Origin of the sequence: Sphingomonas sp. TDK1 (assembly GCF_001650735.1) — a bacterium.
Classification (GTDB): domain Bacteria; phylum Pseudomonadota; class Alphaproteobacteria; order Sphingomonadales; family Sphingomonadaceae; genus Sphingomonas.
The window spans coordinates 35668-52660 of sequence record NZ_LXVY01000007.1; the positions used below are offsets into that span (position 1 = coordinate 35668).

At 67.2% G+C, this 16993-nt stretch carries 16 protein-coding genes; 14 read left to right on the top strand and 2 right to left on the bottom strand.

What is annotated here, in order from left to right; translation table 11 throughout:
* The first annotated feature begins 165 nt into the window (after nucleotides 1-165).
* The 7 genes from pyrE to A7X12_RS07780 are packed head-to-tail and all read left to right on the top strand — an operon-like array spanning nucleotide 166 to nucleotide 6592.
* Nucleotides 166-750 (top strand): orotate phosphoribosyltransferase, encoded by a 585-nt coding sequence (gene pyrE, locus A7X12_RS07750; RefSeq protein ID WP_064311094.1) that lies wholly within the window; start codon nucleotides 166-168, stop codon nucleotides 748-750.
* The gene (locus A7X12_RS07755; RefSeq protein ID WP_064311095.1) at nucleotides 747-1475 is read left to right on the top strand and encodes a pyridoxine 5'-phosphate synthase; all 729 of its coding nucleotides are present in this window, start codon (nucleotides 747-749) and stop codon (nucleotides 1473-1475) included. Before pyrE ends, A7X12_RS07755 begins: the two co-directional genes overlap by 4 nt.
* A 4-nt stretch (nucleotides 1476-1479) precedes the next feature.
* On the top strand, nucleotides 1480-1893 hold the full coding sequence (acpS, locus tag A7X12_RS07760; protein ID WP_064311096.1) for a holo-ACP synthase: 414 nt from the start codon (nucleotides 1480-1482) through the stop codon (nucleotides 1891-1893).
* Complete coding sequence (gene lepB / locus A7X12_RS07765; protein ID WP_064311097.1) at nucleotides 1893-2783, top strand: signal peptidase I; 891 nt, start codon at nucleotides 1893-1895, stop codon at nucleotides 2781-2783. Before acpS ends, lepB begins: the two co-directional genes overlap by 1 nt.
* A complete protein-coding gene (locus A7X12_RS07770) occupies nucleotides 2780-3880 on the top strand; it encodes an AI-2E family transporter (protein WP_064311098.1) in 1101 nt (366 codons plus the stop codon). The genes lepB and A7X12_RS07770 overlap by 4 nt, the downstream gene beginning before the upstream one ends.
* A gap of 11 nt (nucleotides 3881-3891) precedes the next feature.
* Entirely contained in the window at nucleotides 3892-4533 is a 642-nt protein-coding gene (gene maiA, locus A7X12_RS07775; protein ID WP_064311099.1) for a maleylacetoacetate isomerase, read from the top strand.
* Complete coding sequence (locus A7X12_RS07780) at nucleotides 4526-6592, top strand: TonB-dependent receptor plug domain-containing protein (RefSeq protein WP_064311100.1); 2067 nt, start codon at nucleotides 4526-4528, stop codon at nucleotides 6590-6592. Before maiA ends, A7X12_RS07780 begins: the two co-directional genes overlap by 8 nt.
* Here A7X12_RS07780 and A7X12_RS07785 read toward each other — a convergent pair.
* Nucleotides 6577-7671, bottom strand: a complete 1095-nt coding sequence (locus tag A7X12_RS07785; protein ID WP_084445204.1) for a glycosyltransferase — start codon at nucleotides 7669-7671, stop codon at nucleotides 6577-6579. The genes A7X12_RS07780 and A7X12_RS07785 overlap by 16 nt on opposite strands.
* 189 nt (nucleotides 7672-7860) lie before the next feature.
* Here A7X12_RS07785 and A7X12_RS07790 point away from each other — a divergent pair, with 189 nt between their 5' ends.
* The 3 genes from A7X12_RS07790 to A7X12_RS07800 are packed head-to-tail and all read left to right on the top strand — an operon-like array spanning nucleotide 7861 to nucleotide 10513.
* Entirely contained in the window at nucleotides 7861-8790 is a 930-nt protein-coding gene (locus A7X12_RS07790) for a hypothetical protein (protein WP_064311101.1), read from the top strand.
* On the top strand, nucleotides 8787-9305 hold the full coding sequence (locus A7X12_RS07795) for a DUF2141 domain-containing protein (protein WP_064311102.1): 519 nt from the start codon (nucleotides 8787-8789) through the stop codon (nucleotides 9303-9305). The genes A7X12_RS07790 and A7X12_RS07795 overlap by 4 nt, the downstream gene beginning before the upstream one ends.
* A gap of 8 nt (nucleotides 9306-9313) precedes the next feature.
* Nucleotides 9314-10513, top strand: coding sequence for a glycosyltransferase (locus A7X12_RS07800; protein ID WP_064311103.1), 1200 nt, complete (start codon nucleotides 9314-9316; stop codon nucleotides 10511-10513).
* On the opposite strand, the gene A7X12_RS07805 is transcribed toward A7X12_RS07800, so the two are convergent.
* The gene (locus A7X12_RS07805) at nucleotides 10450-11997 is read right to left on the bottom strand and encodes a hypothetical protein (protein ID WP_064311104.1); all 1548 of its coding nucleotides are present in this window, start codon (nucleotides 11995-11997) and stop codon (nucleotides 10450-10452) included. The two genes, A7X12_RS07800 and A7X12_RS07805, sit on opposite strands and share 64 nt — an antisense overlap.
* Before the next feature lie 268 nt (nucleotides 11998-12265).
* Between A7X12_RS07805 and A7X12_RS07810 the strand changes: the two genes are divergently transcribed.
* The 4 genes from A7X12_RS07810 (at nucleotide 12266) to egtD (ending at nucleotide 16957) form a co-directional block, all read left to right on the top strand.
* Nucleotides 12266-13888, top strand: a complete 1623-nt coding sequence (locus A7X12_RS07810) for an alkaline phosphatase D family protein (protein ID WP_064311105.1) — start codon at nucleotides 12266-12268, stop codon at nucleotides 13886-13888.
* A gap of 181 nt (nucleotides 13889-14069) precedes the next feature.
* Nucleotides 14070-14636, top strand: coding sequence for a cob(I)yrinic acid a,c-diamide adenosyltransferase (locus tag A7X12_RS07815; RefSeq protein ID WP_064311106.1), 567 nt, complete (start codon nucleotides 14070-14072; stop codon nucleotides 14634-14636).
* A gap of 126 nt (nucleotides 14637-14762) precedes the next feature.
* Nucleotides 14763-15980 carry an ergothioneine biosynthesis protein EgtB gene (gene egtB, locus A7X12_RS07820; protein ID WP_064311143.1) on the top strand — a complete coding sequence of 406 codons (1218 nt, stop codon included), beginning with the start codon at nucleotides 14763-14765 and terminating at the stop codon, nucleotides 15978-15980.
* On the top strand, nucleotides 15980-16957 hold the full coding sequence (gene egtD / locus A7X12_RS07825) for an L-histidine N(alpha)-methyltransferase (RefSeq protein WP_064311107.1): 978 nt from the start codon (nucleotides 15980-15982) through the stop codon (nucleotides 16955-16957). Before egtB ends, egtD begins: the two co-directional genes overlap by 1 nt.
* Nucleotides 16958-16993: the final 36 nt, after the last annotated feature.

Sequence of the window (16993 nt, forward strand, 5' to 3'; positions counted from 1 at the left end):
GTTGTCACCCCTCTCCAGGAACGCACAACCGGGGCATCCTAGCGGCCCTTTGAACCAAAGGTATAGCTGGGAAAAGGCCATGCTCAACCTTTTTCGCGTGCGGTTGCGATGACAGCGCCCGCCACTTAAAGGATCGTTCCACCGTTGACTTCAGGAGCCCAGACATTGACCGGAGACGCCATCCTCGACGAATTTCGCGACGCAGGCGCGTTGCTTGAGGGGCATTTTATCCTGTCTTCGGGTTTGCGCTCTCCCGTATTTCTCCAGAAGATGCGTATTTTCGAAGATCCGGTCCGCACGGAGCGGGTGTGCGGCGCGCTGGGCAAGCTGATTCGCGAGACCTTCGGCGAGGTCGACATCGTCGTCTCTCCCGCGATCGGCGGCATCATCCCCGGCTATGAGACGGCGCGTGCGCTCGGCTGCAAGGCGGTGTTCGTCGAGCGCGAGGACGGCGAGTTCCAGCTGCGCCGGAGCTTCGAGATTCCCGAAGGCGCGCGCGTCGTGATGGTGGAGGACATCGTTACCACCGGGCTCTCGTCGCGCGAGTGCATCGCGGCGATCCGCAAGCATCCCGGCACACTCGTCGGCGCCGCCTGCCTCGTAGATCGCTCGAACGGTAAGGCCGATGTCGGCGTGCCGCTGATCGCGCTGACCAAGCTCGACGTGCCGGCCTATCCGGCGGACCAGCTCCCGCCCGAGCTGGCGGCGATCCCGGCGATCAAGCCCGGGAGCCGGGCGATCACCGCATGACCGGCAAGCTGCGCCTCGGGGTCAATATCGACCATGTCGCCACCGTTCGGAACGCACGCGGCAGCGGCTATCCGGACCCTGTGCGCGCAGCGCTGCTTGCCGCGGAAGCAGGGGCGGACGGCATCACCGCGCATTTGCGCGAAGATCGCCGGCACATCACCGATGCCGATATCGCCCGGCTCTCGACCGAACTGACCGTTCCGCTCAACCTGGAAATGGCGGCGACGGAGGAGATGCTGGCGATCGCGCTGAGGCATCGCCCGCACGCCGTGTGCATCGTGCCGGAAAAGCGCGAGGAGCGTACAACCGAGGGGGGCCTCGACGCGGCGGGCATGTTCGATCTGCTGTCGCCGATGGTCGCCCGGCTGCGGGACAATGGCAGCCGCGTATCGTTGTTCATCGAGCCCGAAGCGCGTCAGATCGACGCGGCGATCCGCCTCGGCGCCCCGGTCGTCGAGCTGCACACCGGTCGCTATGCCGAGCTTTCCGGCGAGGCGCTCGCGGTGGAGCTGAAGCGTCTCTCCGATGCAGCGGCGCTCGCCGCGCGCAACGGCATCGAGCCGCATGCCGGCCACGGCCTCACCTTCGACAATGTGGTGCCGATCGCTGCGATTCCGCAGGTGATGGAACTCAATATTGGTCATTTCCTGATCGGCGAGGCGATCTTCGACGGGCTCGCGCCGGTCGTGCAGCGCATGCGCGCCCTGATGGATTCGGCGCGGTGAGGGCATGATCCTCGGCCTGGGCTCAGACCTCTGCAATATCGAGCGGATCCGGAACTCGCTCGATCGCTATGGTCAGCGGTTCGAGCAGCGCGTGTTCACCGCGGTAGAACTGGCCAAGGCCGCCAAGCGCCCGCACAATTACGCCCCCACGCTTGCCAAGCGCTTTGCGGCCAAGGAAGCCTTTTCCAAGGCGGTCGGAACCGGGTTCAGCCGAGGCGTGTTCATGAAGGATATCGGCGTGGTTAATGCACCGTCTGGCGCACCTACGCTCGCGCTGACCGGCGGGGCCAAGGCGAGACTTGACGCCATGACTCCACCGGGACACGTGGCCAAGGTGCATCTGACGCTTACGGACGATCATCCTTGGGCGTTCGCGATGGTGATGATCGAGGCCTTGCCGGCGGAAAAGGATATGTGATGGGGGTGGACGAACTGGTGTTGCGCAGCAAGCGAAGCGAGCGACGCCAAAGCGCCACCCGGCAGGGCACAGACTGGTGGGCGGAACTGCGCGGCATCGTCTGGCTGGTGCTAGGGGTGCTCGCCTTTCACAGCCTGATCGCCAAACCTTTTTACATCCCGTCGGAGTCGATGCTGCCCACGCTGCGGGTCGGCGACCAGCTGATCGTCAGCAAATATCCTTACGGCTACTCCTTTGTCACGCCCACCTTCCACCTGCTGCCGCCCATCCCGGGGCGGATCTTCGGCAGGCTGCCGGAGCGTGGCGACATCGTCATCGTGACCCCGCCGCAGCACAGCACCGATTATATCAAGCGCGTGATCGGCCTGCCGGGCGACACCATCGCCGTGCGAGACGGCGTCGTCTGGCTGAACGGCAAGCCGGTCCCGCGCGAGTCACTCGGCGAGCGCCTGGTGCCGATCGACGGCAACACCCGCTGCGATCCCGATCCCGAACGCGGCGGGTCGATCTTCTACGAGGGTCGCCGCGTGGTCCATCAGGGCAAGGCCTATTGCAGTCTGACGCTGTTCCGCGAAACGCTGCCGAACGGCGCCAGCTACGATGTCGCGGATCTGGGCGATTCCCCCGGCGACAATTATCCGCCGACGGTCGTGCCGAAAAACCATGTCTTCCTGATGGGCGACAATCGCGACAACAGCGCCGACAGCCGCTTCAGCCTCGAGCAGAATGGCCTGGGCGGCCCAGTGCCATGGGAAAACATCGGCGGCAGGGCCGAATTCATCACTTTTTCGCGGGACGGCTCGTCCACATGGAACCCGCTGACATGGTTCACGGGTTTCCGTGGCGACCGGTTCGGCATTTCGCTGCACCCTACCCACGAGGAAAAATGAGCAACGATCCGCTGGAGTCCGCGCACGTCCGCGTCGTGCGCGAACCGGGCCCGAACGAATTTCGCGACCCCGCCACCCGCGCCGAATTCAAAAAGGCCGCCGTCTGGCTGGGCATGGCGGTGGGCATCGCGCTGGTCGTGCTGCTGATCCAGCCGCTGCTGATCATCTTTGCCGGCCTCGTCTTCGCTTCTATGCTGGACGGCGGAGCCCGGCTGATCGGCAAGGTGCTGCCGATTCCGCGCGGCTTGCGTATCGGCCTGGTGCTGATCCTAGTATTCGCGTTCTTCGGCCTCGTCTTCTACCGCACCGGCATGCAGATCGCCGACCAGGCGGAGCAGCTGCGCACTACGCTGGAGGCACAGGCCAACCGCGTCGCGCGCTGGGCGTCCGACATGGGGCTGATGCCCGGCCGATCCGATATCAACGGCATGCTGCGCGAGGCGCTGGGCTCGGTGGGCAAGCTCACCAGCGCGGTGGGGACTGCAATCGGCGCGGTGACCAGCATGGTCATGATCCTGATCCTTGGCCTGTTCATTGCGCTAGAGCCGCGTATCTACGAGCGCGGGCTGCAATGGATGGTGCCGCTCGACCAGCGCCATGCCTTTGCTCACATGCTCGGCGGCATGGCGACGACGATGCGCCGGCTGCTTGCCGGCCGCCTGCTCGGCATGCTGTTCGAAGGCGTGCTCACCTGGATCTTTCTCAGCATCGCCGGCGTGCCGATGGCGCTGTTGCTCGGCATCATCACGGGCGTGCTGGCCTTCATCCCCAATGTCGGCGCCATCATCTCGGGCGTGCTGATGGCGGCGGTGGGCTTCAGCGCGGGCCAGGAAACCGGCATCTGGGCCATCGTCATCTATTTCGCCGTGCAGAATTTCGACGGCTATGTCGTGATCCCGATGGTCGCCAAGCGCACCGTCGACCTGCCGCCGGCGCTGACGCTGTCGTCGCAGATCCTATCCGGCACGTTGTTCGGGGTGCTCGGGCTGGCGCTCGCCGATCCGATGGTGGCGATGATCAAGGTGGCGTTGGAGAGCAACGCGCGCCAGAACGGCAAGAAGCCCAAGAGCGACGACGACGACAGCGAAAAGTCGTAGGGGGCAAGCCCATGCTGGTGCTGCACGATTATTTCCGCTCCTCGGCGGGGTACCGGGTGCGAATCGCGCTCAACCTGAAGGGCGTGGACTATGTGCGGCATGAGATTCCTTTGCTGGAGAACGCGCAGCGCAGCCCCGAGCACCTTGCTCGTAATCCCCAGGGACTTGTGCCGGCGCTGGAAGCCGATGGGCGCATCGTCACCCAGAGCCTGGCAATTCTGGACTGGCTCGATGCGCGCTATCCCGCACCGCGGTTGATCCCTGTCGATCCGGATTCGCGGGCGGATGCGCTGGCACGCGCGATGGTGATCGGGATGGACGTACACCCGATCAACAATCTGCGGGTGATGCGCCATCTGGAGCACGCGGTCGGCGCCGATGTCGCGACGCGCTCCGCCTGGACGGCGCACTGGATGACCGAGGGTTTTTCGGCGTTGGAGGCGATGGTGCGCAATGCGGGCGGCGAGGGCCCCTTCCTCGGGGGTGTCGCACCCGACATCTCGGACTGTTTCCTGGTCCCGCAACTGTTCAACGCCCGCCGTTTTGCCGTGCCGCTGGACGCCTATCCGCTGCTGCTGCGCGCCGAGGCGGCTGCCGTCTCCCATCCGGCCTTTGTCGCCGCCCATCCGGATACCGTCGCACCACATGCTTGAAAAACTGGGATGCGCCGTCGCGGCGCTGTGCGTGGCGATGCCTGCCTTCGGGCAGGACAGCTCGCAGTCCGAGATCGTCGTCACCGGCCGCGGCCTTGACGTGCCGCCGGGCGACGCCGCCTATGACGTGGTGACGATCGACCGGGCGCGGCTTGCCGACACCGCCAGCAACCGGATCGAGGACGTGCTCGCCGATGTGGCGGGGCTCGCGCAGTTCCGCCGATCGACCTCCAGCTCGGCGCATCCGACCAGCCAGGGTATCACGCTGCGCGGCCTCGGCGGCAACGCCTCCAGCCGGGCGCTGTTGCTGCTCGATGGCGTGCCGCAGACCGACCCCTTTGGCGGCTGGGTACCGTTCCCCGCCTATATGCCCGGACGACTGGCGAAGGTGCGGGTAACGCGCGGCGGCGGCAGTGGCTTTGCCGGGCCGGGCGCGCTGGCAGGTACGGTCGAGCTGGAGAGCGGCAGCCCCGTCGACCTCGGGCGGCTGAACCTGGGGGCCTTCTCCGGCAGCCGCGACAGCGTCGATGCCGGCGGCGTGGCGGCCGTGCCGGTGACCGGCGGGTTCTTCACCGTCGCGGGGCAATATGGGCGCAGCGATGGCTTCGTGCCGATCGTCCGTCCCGGGCGGGTCGACCGTGCCGCCCCCTATGAACAGGCGAGCCTCGCCGTGCGCGGTGTGACCGACGTCGGGGGCGGCACCGAGCTCCAGACCAATCTCTCCGGCTTTACCGACCAGCGCGATCGCGGCACCGCCTTTACCGACGTGCTGAGCAAGGGCGCCGATGCCAGCGTGCGGCTCGTCCGGCGCGGCAACGGGCAGAAGGGCGCGTGGGGCTGGTCGGCGCTCGCCTATCTCCAGGTGCGCCAGTTCGAGAGCGGCTTTGCCAGCATCTCCGCCGCGCGCGACACGGTGAGCCCCGTGGTGCAGCAGGAAGTGCCCGCAACCGGCATCGGCGGTCGCATCGAGATCGCCCCGCCGGTGGGCGGCGGTGTGGCGCTGCGGCTGGGCGGCGACCTCCGCCGCGTCTCGGGTGAGACACGGGAACTCTATACCTTCGTAGGCACCAACCCGACGCGCCGCCGCATCGCGGGGGGCGCCAGCCTCACCACCGGCGGCTTCGCCAATGCCAGCTACAACAGCGGCGGCTGGACGCTCGATGCCGGCGGCCGGCTCGACCATTGGACGATCTACGACGGCAGTCTGTTCGAAGCGCCGCTGGCGTCCGGCCCGGCGTTGACCGATTCGCGATACGCAAACCGGCATGGCTGGGAACCGACCGGTCGGCTCGGTGCCGCCTATGCGTTCGGTCCGGTGACGCTGCGCGCCGCGGGCTATCGCGGCTGGCGCCTGCCGACCCTGAACGAACTCTACCGTCCGTTCCGCGCGGGCGCAGACGCTACCGCGGCGAACCCCGGCCTGGATCCCGAGCGGTTATGGGGCGGGGAAGTGGGCGTCGACCTGCGGCCGCTGCCGGACCTGATCTTCCGCGCGACCGGCTATTGGAACCGCCTCGACGGCGCGATCGCCAATGTGACCCTGGCGCGAGGTCCGGGGACCTTCCCCGGCGTCGGTTTCGTCTCGGCGGCGGGTGCCTATCGCCAGCGGCAGAATCTGGACGCGGTGGAGGCGAAGGGCATCGAGCTGGACGGGCAGTGGACGCGCGGCGCGTGGAGCCTCGCCGGATCCTGGGCCTATGCAGATTCCCATGTCCACGCCTCCGGCGCGGCGATGTCGCTCGAGGGGTTGCGCCCGGCCCAGACGCCGCGCTTCCTGGGATCGGCGACGCTTGCCTGGCGCGCGGCGGTGGCCAATGCGTCGGTGACGGCGCGCTATGCCGGCGCGCGGTTCGAGGATGATCAGAACAGCGCCCGGCTCGACGCCGCCTGGACCGTGGACGCGACGCTGGGCCTGCCGCTTACCCGATCGCTCCGCGTGGAAGGGCGCGCGGAGAATCTGTTCGATGCGGAGGTGCAGGCCGCCATCAGCGGCGGCAACGTGATCGAGCGCGCGACCCCGCGCACGCTGTGGGTTGGCTTGCGTTACGCGATGCGCTGACGCGCCAGCCGGCTGAACAATGCAAGATAGTCGCCGACGGGATCGCCTTTGTCCGCGCGGGGGGCGGGCCGCGCACGGCCGGGCTCCAGCCAATGGTTCAGTGCGGACACCAGCGCATCGCGGTCCTCTCTCGGCACCACGGTTCCAACGGCAGGCGAATCGATGAGTTCGCGGACCGCGACGCTCGCCTCGGTGGCGACGACCGGCGTGCCTTGCGACAATGCCTCGCGAATCACGCCCGGCACGCCTTCATAATCGGAGGTGAGCGCTGCCACCGTCGCGCCCTTCAGCGCGGGCAGCGGATCCCCCGCATGGCCGGGCATCGTTACCCGCTCGCCCAGCCCAAGCCGGTCGATCTGCGCCTGCAGCGCTGCACGGGCACTGCCCTCACCCAGCAGCAGCAGGCGAATCGACGGATCCGCAAGCCGCGGAAGCGCGGCGATCAGCCGATCCCAGCGCTTCTGCGGCTCAAGACGCCCGACGCCGACGATATAGCGGCCAACCGGGAGGGCCATGGCCTCCGCATCGGCGATCCGCTCGGCCGGCGGGTTTGCGATCACGCTCACCCGATCGGCCGGGATAGCCATTTCGGCGATCGCCTCACGCGCCATGGCCGGCGTCATCGCCACCACATGATCGAGAAACCAGGGGTGCCAGCGCAGCCAGCGGTGATAGCCCCAGGCGACGACCCGCCACATTTCCGGTCGGACCAGCGCGTTCGATACCTTGGCGACGATCGGCGGGCACCGCTTGCCCAGCTGCATGCGGATCATCGCGGTGGGCGCGGTATAATAGTTGCCGGGGCAGAAGATCACGTCCGGATCCACGTTCCGCACCACGCCCGGCAGCCGCAGCAGGATGGGGTAATGCGGGCTGCCCAGCTCGATCACCTCGATGCCTGGCGGCAGTTCGGCTTCGAGCGGCCCTTCGCAGGCGCCGAGCACCAGCGTTACCCGATGCCCCCTTTCGAGCCACCCCGTCGCCATGCGCAGCAGTGCCCGTTCGACGCCACCGCCCTGCAGAGTCTCTGCGAAGGCCATGACATGCAGCGGCGTGGAGGGGGGCGAGCGATACAGCATCTACTTGCGGTTTGCCTTTCTAAAGCCCAAATCGCTGCCGGAATAAACCGCAATGTGTTGGGATTAGCCCAACGTCGCGCGAGGCGCCGGAGAGCCGGGGAAACGCCAGAACGCGGGAAGATTGAGATTGTTTCGGGCTTGTCGGTGGCGCTTTTGAACGGATTGAACAGGCAGGCTGGAGAGGCTTCGATGGACGCCCGCGTGGTCGAAGCGGCGGCGATTCCCGCTGCACCGGACCTGGCGGGGCTGGAGCCCGTCGAAAAGATCAAGCGGCGCTGGCCCATGTGGCTGGGCGCGGCGCTGACGCTGCTCATGGTCGCGGGCCTCGCGCGCGAGCTGTTCGGCGGCGGGGTGGATAGCCTGAAGCGGGCGATGCCCACCAATCCGCTCTTCTATTTGGTCTTCGTGCTCTATTATCTGGGCTCGCCGACCTTCGACTACATCATCTTCCGCAAGCTCTGGCGGATCCCGATCGACGGCATGATCGCGCTTCACAAGAAGCGGATCGCGAACGAGGTGCTGCTCGGCTATTCGGGCGAGGCCTATTTCTACGCATGGGCCCGCCAGCGCACCCAGATGGTGGCGGCCCCGTTCGGCGCGGTGAAGGACGTGACGATCCTGTCGGCGATCGCCGGCAACGCGATGACCCTGGCGGTGGTAGCGCTCGCGTTGCCCTTCGGAATCGATCTGCTCAAGCCCGCCGAATTCAACACGCTGATGGGCTCGATCGCGGTGATCTTCGCGATGTCGCTGCCCTTCCTGGTGTTCTCCAAGCGCGTCTTCTCGCTGCCGCGCGGACAGCTCTGGTGGGTGTTCGGCATCCACTGCCTGCGCATCGTTACCAGTTCGGTGCTGATCGCCTTTGCCTGGCATTTCGCGATGCCGCAGGTTTCGATCGGCATCTGGCTGCTGCTGTCGGCAGGGCGGCTGCTCGCCTGGCGCCTGCCGCTCGTGCCCAACAAGGAATTGCTGTTCGCCAGCTTCGCGATCATGGTGATCGGCCAGGGCGAGGCGCTTTCCGAGTTGATGGCGCTGATCGCCGGCCTCTCGCTGGTTGCCCATATGGTCTTGATCGCGGGTTTCGGCCTGCACGCATTGCTCACGAGGAAAACCGCATGAACCGCACTGCGCTTCTGGCCGCGTCGATGCTTGCCGCCACCGCCGCGCATGGCGCGCAGGCACAGGTGCTGGGCGAGGATGCCGGCGCCTGCACCGGCGGCCGCGGCCCCGCCATCCAGGCGGAGATCACCGGCCTCAAGGATCATAGCGGCCGGCTGAAGCTGGAGCTCTATCCCGCGTCCGAGGAGGATTTCCTAAAGGACGATCGTGATCTCGTTAAGGAAGGCAAGACCTTCCGTCGCATCTGGGCGAATACCCCGCCCTCGGATCCGGTGACGATGTGCATCCGCGTTCCTGCGCCGGGTACCTATGCCGTGCTGTTCACCCATGATCGTGACGGCAAGAACAAGTTTGACTTCTGGACCGATGGCGCGGGCTTTCCCTCGAACCAGCGCCTGGGGCGCAGCCGTCCCAAATTGCGTCAGGCGATCGTCCATGTCGGGAACGGAGTGACGCGCGTGAACATTCGTGCGCAGTATCTGCGCGGGCTGGGAGGCTTTGGCCCGCTCGACTGAGGGGGCCGATGCGCATCGTCGACGTCAACGAGTTCTACTCGCCTACCGGCGGCGGGGTGCGCACCTATCTTGATCGCAAGATGGGCCTGATGGCCGATCTGGGGCATGAACTGATCGTCGTCGCCCCCGGCGTGGAAGATGCAGTGGAAGAGCGGCCCGGCGGCGGGGCGATCCATTGGGTGAAGGCCCCCCCGCTGCTGCTCGATCGCAACTACCGGATCTTCGTGAAGGACGAGCCCGTCTGGGCCGTGCTCGATCGGCTCCAGCCCGACATCGTAGAGAACAGCTCGCCCTGGCTTCCGGCCTGGACGGTGGCCCGGTGGCGGGGAGATGCGCTGAAGGTCTATTTCGCGCATGGCGATCTGGTGGGCACCTATCCGCAACGCTGGCTGGACAGCGTCGCGACGCCGCTCCAGGTCGAGCAGGCGTTTGGCTGGTACACCCGCTACATGGCGCGCTTCCTCGAAAGCTATGATGCCTTCGTGACCAACGGCCCTGCGCTGGCGAAACGGTTCGAACGGCGCGGCCTGAAGGTGGATGCGTCCGTGCCGCTCGGCATCGATCGCGGCTGGTTCTCCCCCGATCTGCGCGACGAGAAGCTGCGCATCGCCATGCTCGCTCAGCTGGGCCTGCCGCCGGAGGGGCACCTGCTGCTCGGGCTCGGGCGCCATCACAAGGAAAAGCGCTGGCCGCTGGTGATCGAGGCGGTGGAGGCGGCGGCGAACGATCTGCCGGTGGGGCTGATGCTGCTTGGCGACGGGCCGCAGCGCCACCAGCTGGAAGCGCTCATCGCGGGCAGCCCGCATATCCGAATCTTCCGGCCCGTCTATGATCGCCTGCACCTGTCCCGCATTCTGGCGAGCTCGGACGCGCTGATCCACGGATCGGACGCGGAGCCGTTCGGGCTGGTCGCATGGGAGGCGCTGGCCTCCGGCTTGCCGCTGATCGGGCCGGACGAGGGCGGTTTTGCCGAGATCGCCGAACCGCCCTTCGCCGAAACCTATGCCGCGCGAGATACGCTGTCTGCAGCGGACGCCATCCGGCGCCTATTTCGCCGAGACCAGGCGATTCTGCGTCACGCCGCGCGCAACGGCGCGGCGAAGGTGCGTAGCGACGCCGATCACGCTGCGGCGTTGATGGACTATTATGCCGGTCTGCTCGCCAGACGCCCGGGCGTGGCGGCCGGGGCGTTGTCGGGCGCGGCATAGACGGTGGTCGGCACCGTGCCCATCAGATAGGTGCCGCGCACCACATAGCCCAGGCGATGAAGATAGCGCTGCACCCGGGTTCGCACTGCAATGCGCTCGCCGCGGAAGGGGGTACGCATCACCACCACCGCCGGGCGTTTTGCGAAGATCCGGTCTACCTCGGCGATCTGGTCGACGCCCAGCGCGCCGTTCTCCCGCTCGCGCGACAGGTGGCTTGGGAACAGCCAAGGGCTGAGCGCACAGCGGCCGGTCGCGCCATACAACATCGAGTCCCCCGAATGGACGTAGAGGCAGCCGCTGTCCCGTCCGATCGCATCGGAAAGCGTCGCAAGCTGTGCCGCGCTGCCGCGCTTGGCTTGGGCGACGACGACGCAGGCAGTGCCGGCGATCAGCGCAACGCCCAGCAACACCGGGGCAACGATCCGGCGGCCGACCGAGTCCTGCGCGAAAAAGGCGGCGCAGCACAGGCTGGCCGGCACCATCGCGGGCAGCGCATAATGCGGGTACCAGGAACCGAACACGATCAGCCCCACCATCGCGGCGATCAGCCAGCCGATCAGCAGCCGGTCCGCCGGACTGACCGCGCCTGCCCGTTGCAGCCGCATCCAGCCGAGCGTACTCAGCACGAGCAGCGGCGCCAGCGGCACCATCACTTCGAAGAACGCGCCGACCAGATCGATGAAGGGGTCGCTCCGCCGGTCGAGGATCGAGCCGAAATTGGCGTAGAACCAAGCGTCGAAATGCCCCAGCCCGACATAGACGGCCGCGGCGAGGAGCGTGGGCAGCATCGCCATGCCAGCATAGCCGATTCCGCGTCGCACGACATGGAGGGCGCCCGCGCCCAGCCGCGCTTCGCGCCATAGCAGCCACAGGCCTAGGAACAGCCCCTCGAACAGGACGGTATATTTCACCTGCAGGGCAAGGCCGATCAGCAGCATCGCGAGCAGGTTGCGGCCTACCCGTACCGGACACCCGTCGCGATCGTCCGCGCGCGGCAGCATCAGCGCGACCGCGGCAATGGTCAGAAGATTGTAGAAGACCGGCGCCTGCCCGCCCTGGCCGTCCGCCACGTTGAGCATCAGAATGTAGAGGAGTGCCGCCGGCATGGCCCCCGCGCCCCAGCCAACGCGGTCCGCGATGCGGGCGATCAGGCCAGCGGTCAGTACGACGCACGCAAGTGCCGACAGCTGATACGCCAGGATGCCCCAGGGCATGCCTAGAGCTGCTGCGGGCAGGTAGAGCAGGAACAGCCCGATCGGCTTGCGGTCCCAGATGTCGACGAAGGGCAGGGCGCCGTGCAGCATCCGCTGTGCGGTCACCCAGTAGAATTGCTCGTCCACCGCGATCAGCGGGTTGCCGAAGGTGACGGCGCGCACCGCGATCGCAGTGGCGAGCAGCATCAGCCAGCGGGGAAGAGCAGCCACGACGGCACCGAGCCCGGCCCTGGGCGCGGCCATACCGAGCGTGTCGATGCGAGTCGCCATCAGACGGCCTCGGTAGGCTCGACGAGGGATGCAGCCGTGCTGCCACGGCGTTGAGGCCGGGGAAGAACCGGCACGATTCGGGTTAGGTTCACGTGTGCCTTCGTCTCTGTGCTGCCGGCGGACTTCCCATCCAGCAGGGTGCGGACCCCATCATTCAACGCCCCGAACACTGATTCGTCATTTTGCCTAGCCCAGCTTTGCGCGGCTGTCACGAACACGACACCAAGCGGCGGCACGGAGCGACCGACCGACAAAGGGACGCGACAAGATGAACCTCCGTATAGACCGCCGCTCGTTGATGCTTACCGGCACCTTTGGTTTGGGAGCGCTTGCGCTGCCCGGCTTTGCGCTGGCGCAAGCCGCCGCGCGGGGCTTTACCCACTCGGTGGCGAGCGGGGAGCCCGGTCCGGACACGATGCTGCTCTGGACGCGCTACATCCCCGCCGATGGCGGCGCGGTGAAGCTGCGCGCGCAGATCGCTACCAGTGCCGACTTCACCCGGATCGTCGCGGAGGGCGAGCAGATCACCGGCCCATGGCGCGACCATACCGCCAAGGTGACGGTCGCCGGTTTGTCGCCCGACACCCGCTATTTCTACCGGTTCGTTGGGCCGGACGGCAGCTTCTCGCCCATCGGCCGCACCAAGACCCTGCCGCTGGGCGACGCGCGTCGCTTCGGAATCGCTATCTTCTCCTGCTCGAACCTGCCGTTCGGCTATTTCAACGCCTATGGCCATGCGGCCGCACGCGACGACATCGACGTGTGGGTGCACTTGGGCGACTATCTCTACGAATATGCCAGGGGCGGCTATGCGCCGACCGGCGGCGCGATCGGCGGGCGCTGGCCCGAGCCGGCGGGCGAGATGATCCATCTCGCCGACTATCGTCTGCGCTATGCCAGCTACCGCGCCGATCCCGACCTCCAGGCGCTGCATGCCGCCAAGCCGATGCTGGTGCAGTGGGATGACCATGAAAGCGCGAACGACAGCTGGGAAGGCGGTGCCGAAAACCACCAGCCGGACCAGGAAGGCGATTGGAGCGCCCGCAAGGCGGCGGCGATGCAGGTGTTCCGCGAGTGGATGCCTGTCTCCGAAACGCCCTGGGGCACCTATGAGATCGGTACGCTGGCGACCTTCTTCCGCACCGAGAGCCGGCTGCTCGCGCGCAGCCAGCAGCCCGATGTCGCGCCGCTGTTCAAGGAGGCCGATCCGGTCAAGGCGCTCACCGCCTTCCGCGACGGTGCCTGGCAGGATCCGGCGGTGACCATGCTCGGCAGCGAGCAGGAAGTGTGGCTGGATCATGCCATGCGTCGTTCGGTGAAGGCAGGGCAGCGCTGGCAGGTGGTCGGCTTCGGGACGATCATGGGCAACCTGACGACGCCGGCCGAGGCGCTGGGCTGGCTGGCGCCGGACGCGGATCCGCGCGCCAAGGCTTATGTCCAGGCCGGCGTGACCGCGGGCACGCTGGGGCTGCCGCTCGGCTATGACAGCTGGGGCGGTTATCCGGCGGCGCGTGCGCGGTTCCTCAAATCCTCGCAGGCAATGGGCGCCAACCTGCTGGTGGTGTGTGGCGACAGCCACAATGCCTGGGCATTCGACCTCGCGCAGGACGGCAAGGCGGCAGGCGTCGAGTTTGCCGGTCACGCGGTGACCTCCCCGGGGTTCGAAAGCGCGCTCAAGACCGATCCGAAGGTGGTTGCAGCCGCCATGGTGAGGGCGAATCCCGAGCTGAAATGGTGCGACACCAGCCGCCGCGGCTACATGGCGCTGACGCTGACGCCCGATCAGGCCCGCAACGACTGGGTGTTCGTGGAGACGGTCGCCGAGCGCAGCCTCAAGGCAAGCATCGGGCACAGCGCCACCGTGCAGCGCGGCCGCAACGTAATGGCGTAACACTCGCCCGCTCCCAGAGGGCCGCCTCGGCGCGAGTAGTGCGACCTAGGGGGAAGGGGGCGGGCTGGGGCCGGGAGCGGAGACCGCCCGCATTTGCGTGGCATCCGCCGCCGCCCGGGACCCGCACCCTGTCCCTTCGCCCTCTAGCCGCGAAGGCCCATCCGCCTTACGCTCCGCCGCCATGGTCAAGCTCAATAAGATCTACACCCGCACCGGCGACGCCGGCACCACCGGCCTCGCCGACGGCTCGCGCGTCTCCAAGGCTTCCGCGCGGATGGAGACGATCGGCGATGTCGACGAGGCGAACAGCGCGATCGGCGTCGCGCGGACCACGCTTGCAGACGGCGATCCGCTCGACGCCACACTCGCGCGTGTCCAGAACGATCTGTTCGATCTCGGGGCCGATCTCGCCACGCCGGGGGATCGCGAAGGCGCGCTGCGGATCACGGCCGAGCAGATCGCATGGCTGGAATCTGCGATCGACGCATGCAACGAAGACCTCGCGCCGTTGAACAGTTTCGTGCTGCCCGGCGGTAGTCCGGCGGCAGCGGCGATCCACCTCGCACGCGCGATCACCCGCCGGGCCGAACGCGCTGCCGTCGCCGCGAACGACCAGGGCGGTCTCAGCGCTAACGCACTCATCTATCTCAATAGACTTTCGGATTTTTTGTTCGTGGCAGCGCGCACCATGAACCAAAAGGGAGAAGCAGACGTTCTGTGGGTGCCTGGGGGGCCTAGCGACCAATAGCCCTCCGGCCTCGCGCATCCCTCCGTATGGGTTGCCCGGCGGGCATGCTTGCGGTAGGAGAACAGAGTGCGAACGGAACCGGCCATATTCGCTGCTCCCGATGCGCTCGTCCGCCATTTCTCGGCGGTGCGGGCGCTCAGCACCGCGCTCGTCGGGTCGCTGTCGGATGCGGATGCGACGATCCAGTCGATGGACGACGCGTCCCCGGCGAAATGGCACCTCGCCCATACGACCTGGTTCTTCGAGACGTTCGTGCTGCGCGATCATGTTGCCGGCTATCGCCTGTTCGACGATCGCTGGCCGTTCCTGTTCAACAGCTATTATGAGGCCGAAGGCCAGCGCCATGCGCGTCCGCGCCGGGGCATGCTCTCGCGCCCCACGCTGGACGAAGTCCACGCCTATCGCGCTGCGGTCGATGCAGCGATTTGCGATGCGATCCCAACGCTCGCTCCGGATATTCTGGCGCTGATCGTGCTCGGTTGCCAGCACGAACAGCAGCATCAGGAGCTGCTGCTTACCGACATTCTCCACCATTTCTCGGTCAATCCGCTCGAACCGGCGGTCTGGCCTGGTGCTGCCAAGGTGCCGGTGGCGATGCCTGCCCCGATCGGCTGGATCTCGGGAAAGCAGGGGGTGACTGAGGTCGGGATCGACGTGCGCGCGTCGCGCGCGCATGAGGATTTCGCCTTCGACTGCGAAGGCCCCCGCCATCAGACGCTGCTTGCGCCGCACGCGCTGGCGGACCGCACGATCACCAACGGGGAATGGGCGGCCTTCATCGCCGACGGCGGCTATGCCGATCCGCGCCATTGGTTGTCGGACGGCTGGGCCTGGGCGCAGGCGAATCAGGTCGCGGCCCCGCTTTATTGGCAGCATATCGACGGCGTCTGGACCCGGTTCGGGCTCGACGGCCGCCGCCCGATCGACCCGGCCGCGCCCGTCACCCATGTCAGCTTTTTCGAGGCTGACGCCTATGCCGGCTGGGCTGGTGCCCGGCTGCCGACGGAATTCGAGTGGGAAGCCGCGGCGGCGAACGCCGATCCCTTGTCGGGCAACCAGCTCGACGCAGCCGGGCCGGTCGAGCCGCGCCCGTCGACCAGCGGCCCTGCGTGGTTCGGCGATGTCTGGGAATGGACCGGCAGCGCCTACCGCCCCTATCCCGGCTTCCGTGCCGCCGAGGGCGCGGTCGGTGAATATAACGGCAAGTTCATGAGCGGGCAGTTCGTGCTGCGCGGCGGCAGTTGCGCGACCCCGCGCGGACATGTCCGCGCCAGCTACCGCAATTTCTTTTATCCCCACCAGCGCTGGCAGTTCACCGGCGTACGTCTGGCGAAGGACCTCTGATGCTCAAGCAGGAACTCGAAGACGGCCAGGCCAGCCTTGCCGACCCCCATTTCCGCGCCGACGTGCTGACCGGCCTTGCCGCCAGCCCGCGTGCGATCCCTGCACGCTGGTTCTACGACCGTCGGGGTTCGGAGCTGTTCGAAGAGATCACCGAACTCCCCGAATATTATCCGACCCGTACCGAGACAGCGTTGCTTGAGTCGATCTCCGCCGATCTGGGTAGTCTGGCGGCCCCCAATGCGGCGGTGGTGGAATTCGGCTCCGGCTCCTCGGTGAAGACGCCGCGGTTGCTCCGCGCGATCGAGCCCGCAGCCTATGTACCGATCGACATTTCGGGCGAGTTCCTGCGCCACTCCGCCGCCCAGCTCTCCCAGGCGTTCCCCGGTCTGCCGGTCTATCCCGTCGAGGCCGATTTCCTCCGCCCCGTGCCGCTGCCCGAACAGGTAGCCAAGATGCCCAAGCTCGGCTTCTTCCCCGGCTCGACGATCGGCAACATGAACGCCTGGCACGCGGTCGACCTGCTGCGCGCGATGCGCGAATGGCTGGGCGAGGGCGCCCGGCTGCTGATCGGCATGGATCGGGTGAAGTCACCCGACATCCTAGTCCCCGCCTATGACGATGCGGCGGGCGTGACGGCGGCGTTCAACCTCAATCTGCTCGAGCGGATCAACCGCGAGCTGGACGGCACGATCCCGATCGACGCCTTCCGCCACCGCGCGATCTGGAACGCCGATTATGCGCGGATCGAAATGCATCTTGAGACGCAGCGCGATGTCGACTTCACCGTCGACGGCCGGCCCTTTGCGATGGCGGCAGGCGAGACGATCCACACCGAGAACAGCCACAAATACGGCCCCAACGGCGCCCGCCAGCTGCTCCGGGCGGGGGGCTGGACGCCGATCGAGCAATGGACCGACGAGAAGGACTGGTTCGCGCTGATCCTGTGTGAGGCTCAGCCGCTGCGCCGGGCGCCGTAACAGACCGTTGACCGGGCGTGTGCCAGGCCGCAAGGG